The following is an 18,365-nucleotide window of genomic DNA, read 5'->3' on the forward strand; positions in this document are numbered from 1 at the left end:
AGTAAAATATGAAGATTGAAAGGTTAGAAGATATTAAAGCGTGGGAAGAGGCAAGAGAACTTGCGAAAATAGTTTATGAGAATTTTAAAGATATTAAAGACTATGGTTTTAAAGTCAAATACAGCGAGCTGCTGTTTCAATAATGTCTAATATTGCTGAGGGGTTTGATAGACATTAGAATAAAGATTTTATTCACTCATTGTAATAAAATAGCAAATTTAGATAATGGGTTTATTAAATACTTAAGAAACTCATCAAGATCATGCTAAAGTGAACCGCCCAAGGCCTCATAAAAAGCCTTGAGCGGTTTTAATTATTCAAACATTGAACCTTTAATCGAACGTTGAACATTAAACATTAAACATTAAACCCCGTTCAGGCTTCTAGGTATTTTTCTACATTATCAATCATTGTCCAGATGCCACATGGACAAATTCCTGCACAGATTCCACACCCTATACATTTGGTTGGGTCACTGTAGTATTCAAAAGTACCATCTTTGTTTTGAATTCTAGCAATGGCTTGCTCTGGGCAAACATCTTTGCACATTTCACAATCTCTACAGAAACCACAGCTCATGCATCTATCTTTTTCAAATTCTGGTTCTTTTTCCATTACTGCCATTGGATTAAAAAGAGAGTAATATTCTTTTTTAACTTTGTCTTGAGGTATCATTGGTGATTTTTTGAAGTCATCAAGAGGTAAACCGTTAAACAATCTATCTATATTTAGTGCTACCTTTCTACCATCTCCTATGGCATGAGTGAAAAGACCAAGTTTTATAGCATCGCCAGCTATAAAAACTTTTTCATTTACCTCTGATTGTAGATATTGGTTTAGTCTTACTTTTCCTTTTTCATCAAGATATTCTGAAGGGAGGAATGAGAAATCTGGTCTATCTCCAATGGATACAATGACCATATCTGCCTCAATAAATCTTCCATCCTTTAGGTAAACCCCTTTTTCATCGATTTTTTCAGTATATGCTGGCCATAAAATCTTAGCACCTAATTTTTTGGCATGCTCTATCTCTTTTTCAAAAGCAGCTGGTTTTTGGATATCTAACGCTACCACTTTTTCTGCACCAAGTTTATAAGCTGTGAGTACTACATCCATCCCTGCATTACCAGCACCTATAACAACTACCTTTTTACCAACTTTTGGTGTTTCTCCTCTATTTACAGCTTTTAAGAAATCTAGACCTTTAACAAGACGTTCTTTGCCTTCCACAGGCAAAATAACTGGATTGTGTGCACCTACAGCGACTATTACAGCATCGTATTCCTTTGTGAGTTTTTCAAAAAGCTTTTTGTCTACATCTATTTCAGTTTTTACATTGACACCGGTGCTCAAGATTCTTTTTAATTCGGTCTCTAGTATTTCTTGATTTAGTCTGTCTGAAGGAATAACCTGCTTAAGTTTTCCACCGATCACTTTATCTTTTTCATAGATATCCACTTTATAACCCATTTTTCTTAAATGCCATGCAGCGGTAAGACCACCTACACCAGAGCCGATTATAGCTACTCTTTTATCTTTTTCCTCTGCTGGTGTTAAATCAAAACCCACATCTTTACTGAGTAATCCGAGCTCTTTTATTCTAACAGGAACGTCAACATACTTTCTAGTACATTCATCCATACAAAGATTTGGACAAACTTGTCCACAAACAGAAGCTGGGAATGGACTATAATCAAGAATTAGCTCAAGTGCTTCTTTGGTTTTTCCTTGTCTGAGAAGCGAAATTCTTTTTTGTGTAGGTATATATGTTGGACAATTGTACTCACATGGAGCTGAATATTTTGCATTTCTCCATTCTGGGTATTTTAATCTTAAATCTCCTTTTTCTACAAAATCAGCCACGTAATAATCTTCGTCTATAAGGTCACCGAAAATCCCGCCTTCTACCCATTTATGTTCTCTAAAATCTTTTACAGGGATGAGAAGTTTTAATTGACGTTCTTCATATGATTTTGCGACAATTTTTTGCCATTTTGAGAAGTCGGTCAGTTCACTGTAAAGTTCCATTCTGTCAATTTTTGACAGAAAATCTTTGAGACCTTTGCTCAAAAAATCTATATCTGCGTCGTTCAAATCCATTAGCCAAACATCATCACTTAAGTCTTTTACAGGACCTCTTACATAAACAGTGCCACCTACCATACCTACGCAACTTCTTTTTCCTAAAACGGATTCGTATTCTTCACAGTCGTAACCACATACGACAGCTATACCTCCACCCATGAATTCAAAGCTAAACGAACCTGTGTTTTTCAAAACCCAAAATTCTGGTGGGGGAAACTTAGGGTCGTGTTTCATCAAAGCACCAGAGCGTGTTCCCACGCGTCCAGCAACGTATATTTTACCTGTGGCTGCACAATGTGCTGTGGTATCACCACCATCACCTTTTAGGATGATTTCTGCACCTGCATTTAACCATCCCACATCAGCGGGAGCCGAACCTTCTATTATGATTTGAGTTCCTAGCATCCCCATTGAGCCCACACGTTGGCCTGGATTGGTAATTTTAAATTTTAAAGGGCGACCTTCATTGTCCCAGAGTGGTCCACCAATATCATGATGACCGCAGCCAAGGACCTCAAACTCTGTATATCCTTCATCTAGTTTTTTGTATATTTCTTGAAGTAATTTTTGGGTAGATATTCTTTTGCCGTTAACTATTCCATTTATTTTAGCCACTTTACTCATAATTCCCCCCTTTTTAACATGCATACTGAATCTTTAGTCTGTCTGCTACAGCTTTATCTGTGGCAATGAGGGCATCTGAGCGACCAACAGGTAAAGAGCTGTTTCCGATAGGAGCCATAAGTTTTTTCAATTCGTGATCAACTGAGAGAAAATAGTTTACTATATTTTCTGCCACTTTATCTATATCAAGACGTTTTACAAGTATTGGGTTTTGCGTACATATACCTACTGGGCATAAACCTGTATTGCAGGCATTACATTTTCCATTATCATTTCCTACGCATCCAGCAAGCTGGAGCATGAGCTTTCCTGTAAAAATACCGTTTGCTCCAAGACATATCATTTTAAAAGCATCAGCAGCAAGATTCCAACCTTTACCCATACCACCAGCTGCCCAGAGAGGGATTTGTCCTTGTTTTCCTTGGTGTACCGCAGCAAGATAGCAGTCTCTTAACTTTGAGACAATAGGGTGTCCTGTGTGGTCTAGTGAAATTTCATGGGCAGCGCCTGTACCACCATCAATGCCATCTAGGAAGAATCCGCCTACAATATTGTATGGATCTCTCAATAAGTTGTTATAAACAGATACACTGGTGGCGCTCGCAGCAACTTTTATTGCAACAGGGACTTTAAATTTAAAGGCAGCATTAAAAGATAAGAACATTTTTTGCACACTTTCTTCTATAGAATATAGCCCCTGATGGTTTGGAGGGCTTAACAGATCTGCTTTTGGTACTCCTCTAATTTCTTGAATGTGTTTAGCCACCTTTTTAGCTTGAAGTAAACCACCGTCCCCAGGTTTTGCACCTTGACCTATTTTTATGAGTATCCCGGCTGGATCTTCTACCATTTCTGGCATAGCATTGATTATTCTATTCCATCCAAAGTGACCTGATGCTATTTGTAAAATCATATATTTTAAATAACGGGACTTCAAAAGTCTTACAGGTACTCCGCCTTCACCAGTACACATACGAATAGGGATACCTGCTTCTTCATTTAAATATGCGGTGGCAATGGCAAGAGCTTCCCACATTCTCCAGGAGAGAGCCCCGATGGACATATCCCCGATTATAATGGGATATATCCATCTTACGGGTGGGGTGTATTCTCTCTCCACGAGCTTACCATTTTTTATTTCGAATGGTATCTCCTGAGGAGGTAACACTCTACCAAAAGGTGCAAGCAGGTCAAAAGTATGTCTTTGAGCATCGAGGGAAGGGTCTGTCATTTGAGATATACGTCCGATTTTAATTCTATCAAGTGTTCTGGCAGATGTTACAAGGTTGTTTCTTCCGCCTCTTTTAAATGGATCACCTGTAACGGATCTATATTTTGCTTGAAATCTATGATCTGGATTTCTGACTGGTCTGATCGCATCATTGGGGCATACTTTTTCACATATACCACAACCACGGCAAAAATTATATTCGTTTACAACCTGTTTTATTACAGGAATAGTTTGAAAAATTACTTTTGGATTTGGAGTAATATCATCACTTACTACCTTTCGTCTACGTTCAACTCCAGCTTCTATGGCTCTAAAAGGGCATGATGCAACACATTTACCACAAAGAGTGCATCTGTCGTGCTTATATTCTATTTGCCAGAAAAGATCATCTTTTGCTAGTTCATTTACTTTCATTGTTGCCATCTTTCAACCTCCAGATTGTTGTTAATCACCACCATTTCTCTTTCATGTGGATAGATATCTTTTTCCCAATCCCTATCTGGTAAAAGCTCATTTATTCCAGTTACTTCGGAGGTTATTATTGCTGTGTCGTCTGTGTGTCCTACAACTACAGGTCGTAATTTTTTTGAGTCACAACAAGTAAAAAGTGTACCATCTGGCAATACTCCAATGATTGTATTTGGACCGTTTATTTCAAGATGAGCTAATGAAGCTCTTATTTTCTTCAAAACTTCTCTATCTTCGCGCTTTTCAATATCTTCAAATGGTAGGGGTGTAATAACATGTTTGTAATAAATTAAAGGCCATTTTAAAATCTTGTGAATATAATGTAATGTGTATAGAAAACATTGTGAATCTGATTCAAAGCCGATATATCCTTTGTAGAGTTTTTCTTGGAAGTTTTTATTTTTTTCATAAAATGTGTTCTCTCCGTTTGCTAATGCTGTATATCCTTGTAGAAAGAAAGGATGTGCGGCGTACCTTACTATGTCATAGTTTGTGTTTTGCCTACATTGAGCAGTAATAATTTTTGCTTTTAATTCATCATTTTCTTCCCAAAGACCAAAATATTCACCAATATCTGTAGGGTCACCTATTTCTTTAAGTGTTATTACATCTGGCCAGAAAGAATAGACATATCCTTCACTATTTTCTTCCAATGCTTGCCTGATTTTAAGGCGCATATCTACAAGTAGTTCTTCTTTTTCGTCTTTGGGTGCATATTTATAACTTTTTGGGTATTGGACTACTTCAAAAATATAGTTTGGCATAGGTTCAATTTTAAGACCAGGTTGTGGGGTTACTTCGGGTGTCCATTGCATCATTCTTACGAATCCGGCTTCATGAAGTATATCATCAGCTATTTTCATACCTCTATCTGTACAGGCAAGAGAAAGAATGGGTAAGTCTTTATAATTCTCAAATACTCCCCCGAGATCTTGCATAACCATGGCAAAGCCTGAATTATCATGCCCTTTTTGTTGAGATCGCATTAAATACAATGCCTTAGAAGGGTGTAGATAGTTTTTTGATTTGATGGCTCCAATTCTGCACATTGTATACACCTCCTGATAAACCTTATAATATTAGATAAAACTCATGTCAAGCCTAATTTTTTAATGAAATATTTTTTTGTTGCCTAATTTAGATGGATTAGTATGCTGTAAATGCTGATTATTGAGGTTCTATGTTCGATGTTAAAATAGGTTAAATTAAGGTACAACTAACAGTGTTTTTCCGCAAACAATTTTAAATAAGGTCTTACAAAAAATGGGGTGATACCAGATCTCAATTATATTCTTGATTTTTTTATTTGAAAAATATAGTATTTTTAAAAAGATAAAAATTTTTTATAGGGTGGTAAATGTTTGGTTTTGGGATGTCTGAGCTGATTTTGATTATGGTGATAGCTTTAATAGTTATTGGGCCAAAGAAATTGCCTGAGGTAGCAAAAGCCCTTGGAAAAGGTTATGCTGAATTTAAAAAAGCATTAAACGAGTTTAAAGAAGCTGTTAATATTGACTTAGAAGAAACAGGTACACAATCAAATAAAAAGGAATCTCTGACAGAAATTTATAAATCAAAATGGGAAGAAGTAATTTTAGATGATGGGAAAGTTTATTCTTCTGATAATACATCTATAGACGAAGAAAAAAATAATGATGAAACAAAAAATTCATAATAAATTAGGTTGATTATGGCAAATGTGGATGAAAAATTACCTTTAACAGCCCATCTTGAAGAGCTTAGAAGCAGGCTTATCAAAAGTATCATTGTTATAGTATTAGTTTTTATCGTGTGTTATTCCCAGAGTAAATATATCTTTGATTTTGTAACAGCACCTTTGATAAAAGTGTTACCAGAAAAATCTTCTCTTGCAATGATTAAGCTTACGGAGGGTTTTTTCACAGAGCTTAAACTTTCTTTGATGGCAGCGTTGTTTTTCAGTATGCCTTTTATTTTATATCAATTATGGAAATTTGTAGCTCCTGGTCTTTATGCTCATGAGAGAAGATATGTGGTTTCTTTTGTTATTGTGTCATCTATTTTGTTTTTTACAGGTGCTGTTTTTGCATACTATGTAGTATTCCCTTTTGGTTTTCAGTTTTTTTTAAGTTATGCGAAAGGGTATGTAATAGCTAATCTTTCTATACAGTGGTATCTATCTTTTGTTGTGAGATTGATTATGGGGTTTGGGATAATTTTTGAACTACCTGTTTTCACTTTATTTCTTGCAAAAATGGGGATTGTTACAGCCTCAATGATGAAAAAGTATAGAAGATATGCTATTGTGGTAATTTTTATAGCAGCTGCAATACTTACTCCTCCTGATGTTTTTACTCAGCTGATGATGGCTGGTCCACTTATTCTTCTTTATGAGATAAGTATATTTGTTGCTAAGATTTTTGGTAGAAAAGAAGAAATAAAGAAAGAAGACATTTATGAATAATATATTGTTGGATAAATACGGTAGACGATATCAGTATTTGAGAATTTCTGTAACTGATAGATGTAATTTTAGGTGCAAATATTGTATGCCACAGCATAGTTTTAAAATGCTGACCCACAATGATATTTTAAGTTATGAGGATATTCTATTCGTGGTAAAAACTCTTGCTGATGTAGGGATTAAAAAAGTACGAGTTACAGGTGGTGAACCTCTGGTTAGAAAAAATATAACTTATCTTTTTAAAGAATTAGGGAAAATAGAAGGTATCCAAGATATTACGCTAACAACAAATGGTTCACTTTTAAAGAAGTTTGCCAAAGGAATTTATGATGCTGGTGTAAGACGTATAAATATTAGTTTAGATTCTTTGAAAAAGGATAGGTACGAGTTTATTACCGGTGGTTTTGATTTGGAAGATATAATTGAATCGATAAAATATGCAAAAGAGATAGGGTTTGATCCAATAAAGATTAATGTGGTTGCAATAAAAGGGTTTAATGATGATGAAATTATAGATTTTTGTGAATTTTCTGCAGAAAATAGTCTGAATGTGAGATTTATCGAATTTATGCCTTTAGAAAGCTCTATGGAATGGAAAAAAGAAAATATAATTACTGGAAAAGAAATTTTAGAAATAATTTCTAAAAAATACGAGTTAAAACATCTTGAAAAAGAGAACCTTTCTGGTCCATCGGATAATTATCTTTTATCCAATGGTGCGAAAATTGGTATTATTACACCGATTTCTAACCATTTTTGTGCTACATGTGATAAGCTTAGATTAACGGCAGATGGTAAATTGAGACCATGTTTACTTAGTGATTATGAAATTAATTTAAAACCTGCCATAATTAATTCTGATGCAAAATTGCTTTTAAAACTTATTCAGGATTCTTTACATTTAAAGGCTGAAAAACATCCAGTGGATTGTGACCTTGCAAACAAAAGGTTTGGCAGGCATATGTCTGAAATTGGAGGATAATATGAAATTACCTTACGGTAAGTCCTATGTGGATATAAATATAAAGAAAGATTTCGATCTTTTAAATATAAGTATCGATAAAGAGCCTTTGAGTATAGATGAAATATTTTTAAAATTAGAAGAGGCACCTGTTTATAGTGAAGGTTTTAGCAGAGTTTTAGAAAATGCCAGAAAAATCCTTTTTATTGTACCTGATATTACTAGAAAATCCGGTTTAAACTTTTTTTTCCCGCAATTGATAAAGTATGTTGAAAAGGCAGGGGTTAGTTTTTCAATAATTTTTGCCACAGGTACGCATAGAAAAGTAACTGAAGAAGAGAAAAAATGGATAATTACCGAGGAGGTTTATGACAAATATAAAGATAGACTGATAGATCATGATCCTGATGATCCTCAAAAGTTGGAGTATTTTGGAAAAACAAAGAATGGAACACCGATATTGTTGAATAAGGCTTATTTAGAGCATGATACAGTTATTCCCATTGCTTCAGTGAGTTATCATTATTTTGCAGGTTTTGGTGGCGGTAGAAAGATGATTTTGCCGGGTATTGCTTCCAGAAAGAGTGCGCTAAACAATCATAAGTTAGTACTTGATATTAGGAATGGGCGAAAGCATCCTTTAGCTACATCCGGTAATTTAAAACAGAATCCTGTAAATGATGATATTGTGGAAGCGGTGATGATAGCAAGAAGGGGAAAAATATTTTTTGCTGTAAATACTATTTTAAATGACAAAGGAGAAATAATAGATCTTACTTGTGGAGATCTTTTTATGTCACATATAACTGCTACAGAGTTGTTGAAAAAATATACATTGATAAAAGTGAATAAAAAATATGATTTGCTTTTTGTTTCCTGTGGAGGGTTTCCAAAAGATATAAATATGGTACAAGCCCAAAAATCTTTGGATAGGGTGACGAGTATTACTGAGGATGGAGCAAGTCTTATCTTTTTTGCAGAATGCCAGGATGGTTATGGAAACGATTATTTTGAGAAATTTTTTGATATAGAAAATACAAGTGATATGTTTCAAAAATTGGTAGATGATTATCAAATAAATAGACAAACTGCTTATTCATTAAGGGTTAATACGGAAAAATTTAACGTGTTTCTTTATTCTAAATTTGCTGAAACTGATTGTAAAAGAATGGGATTTAAGAAGCTAAACGATTTGTCACAAATAGATGAGTTAGTGGAAAAGAGTAGCAAGATTGCTGTTGTTCCAGATGCTTATAGTGTATTTTTTGATATTGAATCTCAAATGTAAACATTTTGATTTTTTCATAGATTTAAATCTTACACATAGCGTATTAATGATTAAAAGATTATTTCACGGTTATCCTTTTTTGCAATAATATTTGTGGTTTCGCTACTCTGAACACTGGCTAAACAATCTAATGTTATCATAAAATCACATTTATGAGTTGTTTGGAAGTAAAATATCCTTGTGATCAATATACTCTTAAAGTAAATTTTAAAATAGATTAATAGCATTGATTACGATTGTACTAATTCCTATCAAAAGTTTAAATACAGTACCCAATAATCTGCCTTTAAAAACTATAATCCCTCTTTTTAATGATTTTTTGAAATCAGCATGTCTAATATATTCGTATATTACAGCTCCTACAAAAGCTCCTAAAAACGCTCCTATTAAGGCTCCTAATCCAAAAAATATAGGAGCCATAATAATACTGAAGATAATGCTAACAATCAGAGATACAGTGAATGTTCCTTTTTCAAGCCCTTCAGATTTGGTACTAAAATATCCAACAATAAACTCAATGATTTCACCAAAAATTATGAAAATCGTAATAATGGCAAGTATTTTAAATTCTATCCAATGAAACAAGTATGCAATTAGTGGAAAGATAAATGAAATGATATTTCCTGGCAACCCAAAGAAGTTAGTCAAAACAGCAATGCTCTGAAAGATGATAATTAATAATTTAAATAAAAACATCTAAATTCTTATTTTAAAGAATATCAGGGGTAACCCCTGACATTCTTTTATAAGAAAAATATCAATAAGTAAACCGTAGAAATGATAATTGATACAATCATTAAAGGGAAAGCAAGTTTTGTAAACTTCATAAAAGTTATAGGTCTACCAGCTCTTTCAGCAAAGCCTGCCACGATTAGATTTGCACTTGCACCTACTAGAGAACCGTTACCTCCAAGACAAGCACCTAAAGATAATGCCCACCAAAGGCCTTCTGTCCATAGCTTGAACTGCTCCGGATCAGTGGGGGCTCCTTGAAGATGAGGAGCAAGATTTTTGATAAGAGGTATCATTGTGGCCACAAATGGAATATTATCCACTATAGCACTAGCTACAGCTGAAACCCAAAGAATGAGAATACCGGCAATGGTTTTACTTCCTTGAGTAAATTCAAGTACTTTTTCAGCCATTAATCGAATCAAACCAGCTTTTTCGATACCTGTAACTAGAATAAAAAGCCCTAAAAAGAAGAAAATGGTGACCCATTCTACTTCTCCAAAGATGTGATGCATGTCTTCTCCTTCTGCATGCATAATAAGAAAGAGAAGTGCAGCTCCTGTAATGGCAATAGTTGCTGGTTCAACACCTAAAGGGTGGGCAATTACAAATCCTAATATTACAAGCCCTAAAACAGCTCCACACTTTTTTAAAAGGGTTGAGTCAGTTATAGATTCTTTTTCATTCATAGCAAGTATACGCTGTCTGTTTTCTTCTTTAACACTCATTTTCTTTTTAAAGATTAGTTTTAAAAGAAAAATTGTTACAATAAAAATTACAACGACTACAGGTGTAAGCATTAAGATAAAGTCGTTAAAAGTGAGGTGTGTGGCACTACCAATCATAATGTTTGGCGGGTCACCAATTAGTGTTGCGGTGCCACCAATATTAGATGCAAGCACTTCTGCAAATAAGATTGGGAATGGATCAATTTCTAGTTCGTCTGCAATCAATAAACTCACTGGTGCAATCAATAAAACAGTTGTAACGTTGTCAAGAAAAGCAGAAAAAACTGCCGTTACTACAGAAAGGCCTACTAATATTTTCCAGGGTTCCCCTTTTGCCCATTTTGCTACTCTTATTGCTGTATATTGAAATACACCTGTTTTTTTAGTAATCGCTACAATTATCATCATCCCTGTAAGAAGACCTAAAGTATTAAAATCTACTCCACCACTTCTATGGATATTGCCAGCTGCATCTGTTTGGAGAAGTCCGTAAATGGCTTCTTCCTGATGTAATATTCCTAGGAAAATCATAAGACCAGCACCAAGAAGCGCCACAATTGTCCTGTGGATTTTTTCTGATACTATAATTGCATATGCAGAAAAAAATATGATTGATGCAACAATTAACTGGTTTCCTCCACTTACAGCTTCGTGAGCTACTTGAGCATCCATAAAATCCTCCTCATGCTAAATTTTAATTCCATATATTGTTTCTTGTTGTTTCAGATATTTAGTAGAGAATGGGAGATGGGTATTACAGTATGATACATATTTTTCCACAATTTCGTAGGTATTATTTTCTTCACTTATATGACCCAATAAAACTGTTTCTAATTCAGAATTATCAAGCATATTAAGTGTGTTTATGGCTTGTTTGTTGGATAAATGTCCTCTGATGGATTCGATTCTTTTTTTTAAAAATTTTGGATAGCTACCGTTTTTAAGCAAATTATCTTCATAGTTTGCTTCTAATATGGCTACTTTTGAGCTTTTTAAGAAGTCGATGATATTATCGGTGACAACACCTAAATCGGTAGTAAAAGTTAATCCTTTTCCTTCAAAAATAAAATGAAAGCCAAATGGTTCAGCACCATCATGAATAACTTTGAACGGTGCTACTTCAAATCCATCTATTTGATAAATTTTTTTATCTTCTAATATATAAAAATCTGATACGTCTAAATCATATTTTTTTGAAATCTGCAATGCAGTTCCCATACTGCAAAAAATTTTTGCGTGATAATTGGTTAAAAAAGTTTTTAATCCTTTTGTATGGTCGTGATGTTCATGAGTTATAAAAAGAAATATTTCATTTGATTTTGAGAAAATTTTTTGAAAAAAAGATTCGTATTTTGATTTACTTACACCTATATCAACAATGATTGCAATCTTGTTGTGTTCTATAAGGTAACAATTTCCTCTGCTACCAGATGAAATTACGTTCAAAATTGCCATGAGATGATATTAATTTGAAATTTATTGAAAATCAACATTTATTATGGCTTTAAGTTGCTCTATTTTGCAAGATGTTTGTGACTCCATGTCTGTGAATATGTATATATATGATTAACAGGATATTGTTTGGTAATGTTTGCTAGTGATAAGTCTGTTGTTATCACAGGTCAAAAGTATTAATTGAAAATTAATCTTATTTGTTGCCAATATGTTAACCTGCTGACTAAGTAACAATTGTATTTATCATCTTAATGTAATGTAGTAAAGAAACATAAAAAATTACTTTTAAAATATTGTTTTAATTGAATTAGATTGAATGTTGGGTTATATGATATAGCCAAAAATCAGAAGGAGGAAAAAATGAATTTAAGTAAGGCTTTTACGAATAACTTTTTAGGACATGCCCCGCGCTGGTACAAAAATACTATATTGGTGTTTCTTGTGATTAATCCAATATTGTATTACACAGTAGGACATTTTATTACGGGATGGCTATTGATTCTTGAATTTATTTTTACTCTAGCAATGGCGCTTAAATGTTATCCTCTACCTGCGGGTGGTCTTTTAGCTTTAGAAGCTGTCGTAATTGGAATGACTGATCCTAAATCTGTATATAAAGAAGTAGTTCTTAATTTTCCTGTGATTTTATTGTTGATGTTTATGGTAGCTGGTATCTATTTTATGCGTGAAGGTTTACTTTTTTTATTTTCAAGACTATTAACAAAAATACGCTCAAAAATAGCTATTTCATTACTTTTTTCATTCTTAGGGGCTTTTTTATCGGCTTTTTTGGATGCTTTAACAGTGACAGCGGTTATAATTACCGTAGCATACGGTTTTTATAATATATATCATAAAGTTGCTTCAGGAAAACATTTTAATGATGAATCTAATATAAAAGATGATGTGCAGGTTAAAGATGAGCATAGAAAAGATTTAGAAGAGTTTAGAGCTTTTTTAAGGAATATTATGATGCATGGAGCGGTTGGTACTGCTCTTGGAGGAGCCACAACTTTAGTGGGTGAGCCACAAAATCTTTTAATCGGTAATATGGTGGGATGGCATTTTAAAGATTTTTTTATAAACTGTGCTCCTGTGTCTATCCCTGTATTGATTGTTGGTATTACAACATGTTTTTTATTGGAGAAATTTAAAATATTGGGATATGGACATAAGATGCCTGAAAATGTTAGAAAAATTCTTGTAGATTATGTGGAAGAGCAGAATAAAAGTTTTGATACGAAAATGAAAATGAGACTTATTGTCCAAGCAATTACTGGTGTAATACTTGTTATAGCTTTGGCGTTGCATTTAGCAGAGGTAGGATTAATCGGTTTGATGGTGATAGTGCTCCTTACTGCTTTTAATGGTATTATTGATGAGCATCAAATCGGGCATGCCTTTGAGGAAGCTTTACCTTTTACAGCGCTGTTGGTAGTATTTTTTACAATTGTTGCAGTTATTCATACTAATCATCTTTTTCAGCCAATTATAGATTATGTGCTTGGACTTGAGGGGACAAAACAGCTTGCTGCATATTATTTGGCAAATGGTGCATTATCGGCAATTAGTGATAATGTTTTTGTGGCAACAGTTTATATGAGTGAAACTGTGAATTATTTTAAAGATGTAATCCCTTTGATTGGGGAAAACTTACACAAAGCTACACCTGAGCAGCTTGAAAAGATTAAACAATTATGGAAACTTGCTGTTTCAATAAATATGGGGACAAATATACCCTCAGTGGCTACACCAAATGGGCAGGCAGCGTTTTTATTTCTTCTAACATCTGCTCTTGCACCGGTGATTAGGTTATCTTATATGGAAATGGTAAAACTTGCGTTTCCATATACTGTTACAATGACTATAACCGGTCTTTTGGCCACTATATATTTCTTATAATTAAGATATTGGAGTTCAGGTGTTAATTTACACCTGAACTCTTTTTAGCTCAAAGTTCAATGTTTGAAAAAGGTTAAGGTTGAGGTTGAGGGGAAGGGGAAAATGAATATTTGTTGTTATTTATAGTTATTTCACGGTTTACGCTTTACAATTTAATAAACGTGTGAACGTTAAAACGTTAGAACGTTCTTATTGTTTTGGTTGAAAATTTTGATAATTTAAATTATTAACAAGGGATGAATATTTTTATAAAGCATGTTTTAGAAGGTCTTAGAAAAGGGATAAATATTAGTGGTAAAATTGTAATTTATACGTTTCCTTTCTATATTCTCATAGATTTATTGAAGCAAAGCGGTTTCCTTGTCAGAATTGGTGATTTTTTTGAGCCTATAACAGCTTTGATGGGATTACCAGGTGAAGCTACAGTTATTCTTCTCTCTGGTTTTTTGATAAATCTTTATCCTGCTATTGCATCCATGGCTGCTATGGAGTTAACTGTAAAGCAGATTACAATAATAGGGATAGTTTTGGGTATTGCTCATAATTTAGTAATAGAAGGGATTGTTTTATCAAAGTCGGGGGTAAAAATTTATATTACGGTATTATTTAGATTGATGTTGGCAATTATGACAGGGATAGGGGTTAATATCATATGGAATTTTCTTTTTTAGATTCTTTCATAAATGCGGCAAAATTGTCTTTTAAGTTAATCTTGGTAATAACTCTGTTGATGATTTTCTATGAGTTTTTTGAAAATTCAAAGTTATATATAAAATTACAATCTTTTTTGGAAAGACCTCTAGGAAAAGTAGGGTTTACTCCAAACTCTTCCATAACAATGGTTGTGGGATTAGTTTTGGGGATAGCCTATGGAGCTGGAATTTTAGTAAGGAATGCAATGAGTGGTAAGATGAGTAGTAAGGAAGTTTTGTTGTCAAGCCTTTTTTTGTCTGTTTGTCATGCAGTTTTTGAAGACACTCTTCTTTTTGTTGCTATTGGTGGAAACGGTGTTATTATACTTGGTACAAGAATTTTTCTGGCTGTAGCTGTTGCTTTAATAATAACAAGGTATATAAAATTGTAATGGAGGATATTTCTATGAAAAGGTTGCTAATGTTTTTGTTTATTCTGATTTTATTTGTTGTAGGGTGTACAAAAAGGATTGTTGTCGGTAGTAGTGATATAAACTCAATTGATAAGAGCTTGGAAATTATCAAAGAAACGTTAAATAAGAATTCTCCTTCGCAAGATTATAAATATTATAAAACCATTTACTCTGATAATTTTAGACTGTTAGCATTCGTTTGGGTTCATAAGAAAAAAGATAAGTTTTATATAAAAACTGCTGAAGTTTATGGGAAAAAACCAAAAATTTATATAATTAAAACTTTTGGAAAGTATTTTGTAAAGATTTCTGGAGGAACTGTTTATGGGTGTTATGGGACATCTGTTAATGAACCAGAAATAGGTTTTAAAGAGATAAAAGTTGATTGGAATATTTTTGATAGGAAAGGTTGTGATCAGTCTATAAAGATTCCTTTTAACAACAAAAGTGATGCAAAGCACTTTGCTAAAGCTTTGAGCTTTTTATTAATGCAGTATCAAGAAGAGCCTGGCGTGTTTGAAAAAATTAGAAATGAGGAAACAGAAAAGAAGAGTATTAGTGAAAACAAGTGTAGTGTGGATAAAATATTGAAAATGAAAGAGATTGGGCTTACAAAAGAAGAAATCAAAAAAATTTGTGAGTAGATGAATCTTTTTTTCATTTTCTTAAAAAGTGTGCTACCAATATTCATTATCATATTGGTGGCTTTTATCTATAACAGATTCAAGCATATCGAGCTTAAATCTTTAACAGATGTTACATTGACTATATTTGCCCCCCTTTTTGTTTTCCATTCTTTAACTACAAATAAGGTTTCTATAGAGTTACTTTATAGGCCATTCGTTTTTATGGTATTGCTTGTTATAATTCTTATTTTTGTAGCTATTGTTGTGTTTAAACTGTTGCGAATTGATGAACAGTATAAAATCCCATTTATACTTTCTGTTTCAATGATAAATGTAGGAAATTTTGGGCTTCCTTTGATTAGTTTTGCTTTTGGTGAGAAGGGGGTTTTTTATTCCATAATCTATTTTGTTGTTTTCAATATTCCATTATCAACACTTGCTATAATGCTTTCATCTAATGAAAAAAATTTTTTTTATGCTATTAAGGATGTATTAAAAATTCCACTCATTCATGCATTTATTGTGGCTATATTGTTTTCTATATTTAACATACAATTGCCAAATTTTTTAGATAAAACTGTTGGACTGTTGTCTATGGCTGCAATCCCACTTTTAATCTTTATTCTTGGGTTACAGCTTTCTAGCATAAAAATTTCTGTTAGGTTTTTAAAGCCAGCATTAATAGCTTCTTTTTTAAGACTGGTGATTTCACCGGTGATTGCTCTTTTTATAGTTTACTTACTGGGGATAAAGGGAGTGGAAAAAAATGTAGCTGTGGTTCAAACATCAGCGCCAAGCGCTTTATTACCATTGATGTATGCTATCAAATTTAATAAATCACCTGAGTTTTTATCTACAGCAATTTTTCTTTCGACACTTTTGTCAGGTTTTACATTAACTGTTTTAATTAGTTTTAGCTAAAAAAAAGAAACTAATTTTGTGGTAAACAATTGATTATCTCACTGATATACTCAAAGATAGTCTTTTTACATTATTTTGATGGATGGATGCTACAAAGCAATCTTTTGCGGCAATTGTTGGGGTTTCGATAAACATTGTGAAGAGTTGTGGAAAATTGGAGAAATTGCAGAAATCCTACTATTTGACTTTGGAGGTAAAATCTTATAAAAGTTTTCAAAAGAGAGGTGTTGTATGGGAAAAGTTTATGCAATTTCTATAAGTGAGAAAAAAGGTACAAGAAAAAGTAATGTTGATAAAGTTCAGATTAAAAAGGGGCATGGAATAGTGGGAGATGCTCATGCAGGAGATTGGCACAGACAGGTGAGTTTTTTGGCTATAGAAAGTATTGAAAAAATGAGAAAGCTTGGTCTTGATGTGAAAAGTGGTGATTTCGCTGAAAATATAACTACTCAAGGTGTAGAGCTCTGTAGGATGAAGGTTGGTGAGCGAATAATAATAAGTGGTGTAGAGTTTGTGATATCTCAGATAGGGAAAGTTTGTCATCATAGATGTGCGATTTATTATCAAGCTGGTGACTGCATTATGCCAAAAGAAGGAATATTTGCTGTTGTTAAGAATGATGGTGACATTCAAGTGGGTGATGAAATAGAGATTATGCCTAAAGATGGTTTTAGTGTTGCAATAATAACTTTGAGTGACAAGGGTAGCAAAGGGGAAAGGGAAGATATTACAGGTTTAAGAATTAAAGAATACTTGCAAGAGAAAATGAATATTTCATTTATCAGGTATGAGATGATACCCGATGAGAAGGTGATGCTTGAAAATATGCTTGTAGATTTTTGTGATTTACAATGTTTTGACCTTGTTATAACAAACGGTTCAACAGGTATTTCTCCTAGGGATATAGCACCAAATGTTACTAAGAAAGTTATTGATAATGAATTGCCTGGGTTTGGTGAAGCTATGAGAATGGCAAGTTTTCAAAAAACTTCACACGCTATTATTTCAAGGGCTCTTGCTGGTACAAGGAGAGATACTTTAATTTTAAATTTACCTGGTAGCCCAAAAGGGGCTATTGAAAACCTGGAAGTGGTAATAGATGCTATCCCTCATACAATCAAAAAGTTACAAGGGGACAAAGAGGATTGTGCAAGAAACTGATTTAAAAAAAGGACTGTTTTTAGTTATTGATGGTATCGATGGATGTGGGAAGACTACACAAACTCAGTTGGTTGTGGATTACTTAAAGTCTTTAGGTAAAAATGTATTGTTAACAAAAGAGCCTGGTGGAACGTCGATTGGTAAGGTTTTAAGAAATATCCTTCTTTCTACTGAATTTGAGATGACTTCTGAAACAGAGCTATTATTGTATAGTGCCGATAGGCTTGAACATCAAAAAATGGTTATTGGACCAAATATTTTAAATGGAAATATAGTTGTGTGTGATAGGTTCATATCATCAACTTATGCTTATCAAATATTTGGAAGAGGATTAAGTATTGATGTACTTAAAATGTTAGAGAAAATTAGTGTCATGTGGTGGCCAGATATCACCTTTATTATTGATATTAAACCTGAAATTGCTTTAAATAGGGCTTTAGAGAGATTAAAGATGGCTGGAAAAGTTGAGAAAGAGGGTAAATTCGAAAAATCTGGTATTGAATTTTATCGAAAAGTTAGAGAAGGTTTTTTATGGTATGCTAAGAATTTTAAAAATGTAGTTGTTATTGATGGTAACAAAAGTATTAATGATATATTTGAAAGTATCAAATACGAAATAAAGGCTAGGTTATAGA

Annotated in this window: 18 protein-coding genes; 12 read left to right on the forward strand and 6 right to left on the reverse strand. The window is 33.3% G+C overall.

What is annotated here, in order from left to right; all coding sequences use genetic code 11:
• Positions 1-8 precede the first annotated feature (8 nt).
• On the forward strand, positions 9-143 hold the full coding sequence (locus OWK30_RS04605) for a hypothetical protein (protein ID WP_423324027.1): 135 nt from the start codon (positions 9-11) through the stop codon (positions 141-143).
• Between the two features lie 232 nt (positions 144-375).
• On the opposite strand, the gene OWK30_RS04610 is transcribed toward OWK30_RS04605, so the two are convergent.
• Genes OWK30_RS04610 through OWK30_RS04620 form a run of 3 tightly spaced genes read right to left on the reverse strand, consistent with a single transcriptional unit; the run spans position 376 to position 5,457 of the window.
• A complete protein-coding gene (locus tag OWK30_RS04610) occupies positions 376-2,709 on the reverse strand; it encodes an FAD-dependent oxidoreductase (RefSeq protein ID WP_423324029.1) in 2,334 nt (777 codons plus the stop codon).
• A 13-nt stretch (positions 2,710-2,722) separates the two neighbouring features.
• Positions 2,723-4,363 (reverse strand): glutamate synthase-related protein, encoded by a 1,641-nt coding sequence (locus OWK30_RS04615; protein ID WP_423324031.1) that lies wholly within the window; start codon positions 4,361-4,363, stop codon positions 2,723-2,725.
• The gene (locus OWK30_RS04620) at positions 4,351-5,457 is read right to left on the reverse strand and encodes a class II glutamine amidotransferase (RefSeq protein WP_423324033.1); all 1,107 of its coding nucleotides are present in this window, start codon (positions 5,455-5,457) and stop codon (positions 4,351-4,353) included. The genes OWK30_RS04615 and OWK30_RS04620 overlap by 13 nt, the downstream gene beginning before the upstream one ends.
• A gap of 308 nt (positions 5,458-5,765) precedes the next feature.
• Here OWK30_RS04620 and OWK30_RS04625 point away from each other — a divergent pair, with 308 nt between their 5' ends.
• The 4 genes from OWK30_RS04625 to OWK30_RS04640 are packed head-to-tail and all read left to right on the forward strand — an operon-like array spanning position 5,766 to position 9,100.
• On the forward strand, positions 5,766-6,083 hold the full coding sequence (locus tag OWK30_RS04625; RefSeq protein ID WP_423324035.1) for a twin-arginine translocase TatA/TatE family subunit: 318 nt from the start codon (positions 5,766-5,768) through the stop codon (positions 6,081-6,083).
• Between the two features lie 15 nt (positions 6,084-6,098).
• Positions 6,099-6,851, forward strand: a complete 753-nt coding sequence (gene tatC, locus OWK30_RS04630; RefSeq protein ID WP_423324036.1) for a twin-arginine translocase subunit TatC — start codon at positions 6,099-6,101, stop codon at positions 6,849-6,851.
• On the forward strand, positions 6,844-7,833 hold the full coding sequence (gene moaA, locus OWK30_RS04635; RefSeq protein WP_423324038.1) for a GTP 3',8-cyclase MoaA: 990 nt from the start codon (positions 6,844-6,846) through the stop codon (positions 7,831-7,833). The genes tatC and moaA overlap by 8 nt, the downstream gene beginning before the upstream one ends.
• Before the next feature lies 1 nt (position 7,834).
• Positions 7,835-9,100, forward strand: a complete 1,266-nt coding sequence (locus OWK30_RS04640) for a nickel-dependent lactate racemase family protein (RefSeq protein ID WP_423324040.1) — start codon at positions 7,835-7,837, stop codon at positions 9,098-9,100.
• Positions 9,101-9,307: 207 nt separating this feature from the next.
• Here OWK30_RS04640 and OWK30_RS04645 read toward each other — a convergent pair whose 3' ends face one another.
• Genes OWK30_RS04645 through OWK30_RS04655 form a run of 3 tightly spaced genes read right to left on the reverse strand, consistent with a single transcriptional unit; the run spans position 9,308 to position 12,015 of the window.
• Positions 9,308-9,796, reverse strand: coding sequence for a DUF456 domain-containing protein (locus OWK30_RS04645; protein ID WP_423324042.1), 489 nt, complete (start codon positions 9,794-9,796; stop codon positions 9,308-9,310).
• A gap of 47 nt (positions 9,797-9,843) precedes the next feature.
• Positions 9,844-11,232, reverse strand: a complete 1,389-nt coding sequence (locus OWK30_RS04650; RefSeq protein ID WP_423324044.1) for an ArsB/NhaD family transporter — start codon at positions 11,230-11,232, stop codon at positions 9,844-9,846.
• 15 nt (positions 11,233-11,247) lie between these two features.
• Positions 11,248-12,015, reverse strand: a complete 768-nt coding sequence (locus OWK30_RS04655; RefSeq protein WP_423324046.1) for an MBL fold metallo-hydrolase — start codon at positions 12,013-12,015, stop codon at positions 11,248-11,250.
• A 360-nt stretch (positions 12,016-12,375) separates the two neighbouring features.
• Between OWK30_RS04655 and nhaB the strand changes: the two genes are divergently transcribed.
• The 7 genes from nhaB (at position 12,376) to tmk (ending at position 18,364) form a co-directional block, all read left to right on the forward strand.
• The gene (gene nhaB / locus OWK30_RS04660) at positions 12,376-13,917 is read left to right on the forward strand and encodes a sodium/proton antiporter NhaB (RefSeq protein WP_423324047.1); all 1,542 of its coding nucleotides are present in this window, start codon (positions 12,376-12,378) and stop codon (positions 13,915-13,917) included.
• Between the two features lie 236 nt (positions 13,918-14,153).
• Positions 14,154-14,588: a nucleoside recognition domain-containing protein gene (locus OWK30_RS04665; protein WP_423324049.1), complete on the forward strand. Its 435-nt coding sequence runs from the start codon at positions 14,154-14,156 to the stop codon at positions 14,586-14,588.
• On the forward strand, positions 14,570-15,001 hold the full coding sequence (locus OWK30_RS04670; RefSeq protein ID WP_423324051.1) for a nucleoside recognition protein: 432 nt from the start codon (positions 14,570-14,572) through the stop codon (positions 14,999-15,001). The genes OWK30_RS04665 and OWK30_RS04670 overlap by 19 nt, the downstream gene beginning before the upstream one ends.
• Positions 15,002-15,015: 14 nt before the next feature.
• The gene (locus tag OWK30_RS04675) at positions 15,016-15,666 is read left to right on the forward strand and encodes a hypothetical protein (protein ID WP_423324053.1); all 651 of its coding nucleotides are present in this window, start codon (positions 15,016-15,018) and stop codon (positions 15,664-15,666) included.
• On the forward strand, positions 15,667-16,569 hold the full coding sequence (locus OWK30_RS04680) for an AEC family transporter (RefSeq protein ID WP_423324055.1): 903 nt from the start codon (positions 15,667-15,669) through the stop codon (positions 16,567-16,569).
• A gap of 231 nt (positions 16,570-16,800) precedes the next feature.
• Positions 16,801-17,730, forward strand: a complete 930-nt coding sequence (locus tag OWK30_RS04685) for a molybdenum cofactor synthesis domain-containing protein (RefSeq protein ID WP_423324057.1) — start codon at positions 16,801-16,803, stop codon at positions 17,728-17,730.
• On the forward strand, positions 17,717-18,364 hold the full coding sequence (tmk, locus tag OWK30_RS04690) for a dTMP kinase (protein WP_423324059.1): 648 nt from the start codon (positions 17,717-17,719) through the stop codon (positions 18,362-18,364). The genes OWK30_RS04685 and tmk overlap by 14 nt, the downstream gene beginning before the upstream one ends.
• Position 18,365 lies beyond the last annotated feature (1 nt).

Origin of the sequence: Deferribacter abyssi, assembly GCF_049472655.1 — a bacterium.
GTDB lineage: Bacteria > Chrysiogenota > Deferribacteres > Deferribacterales > Deferribacteraceae > Deferribacter > Deferribacter abyssi.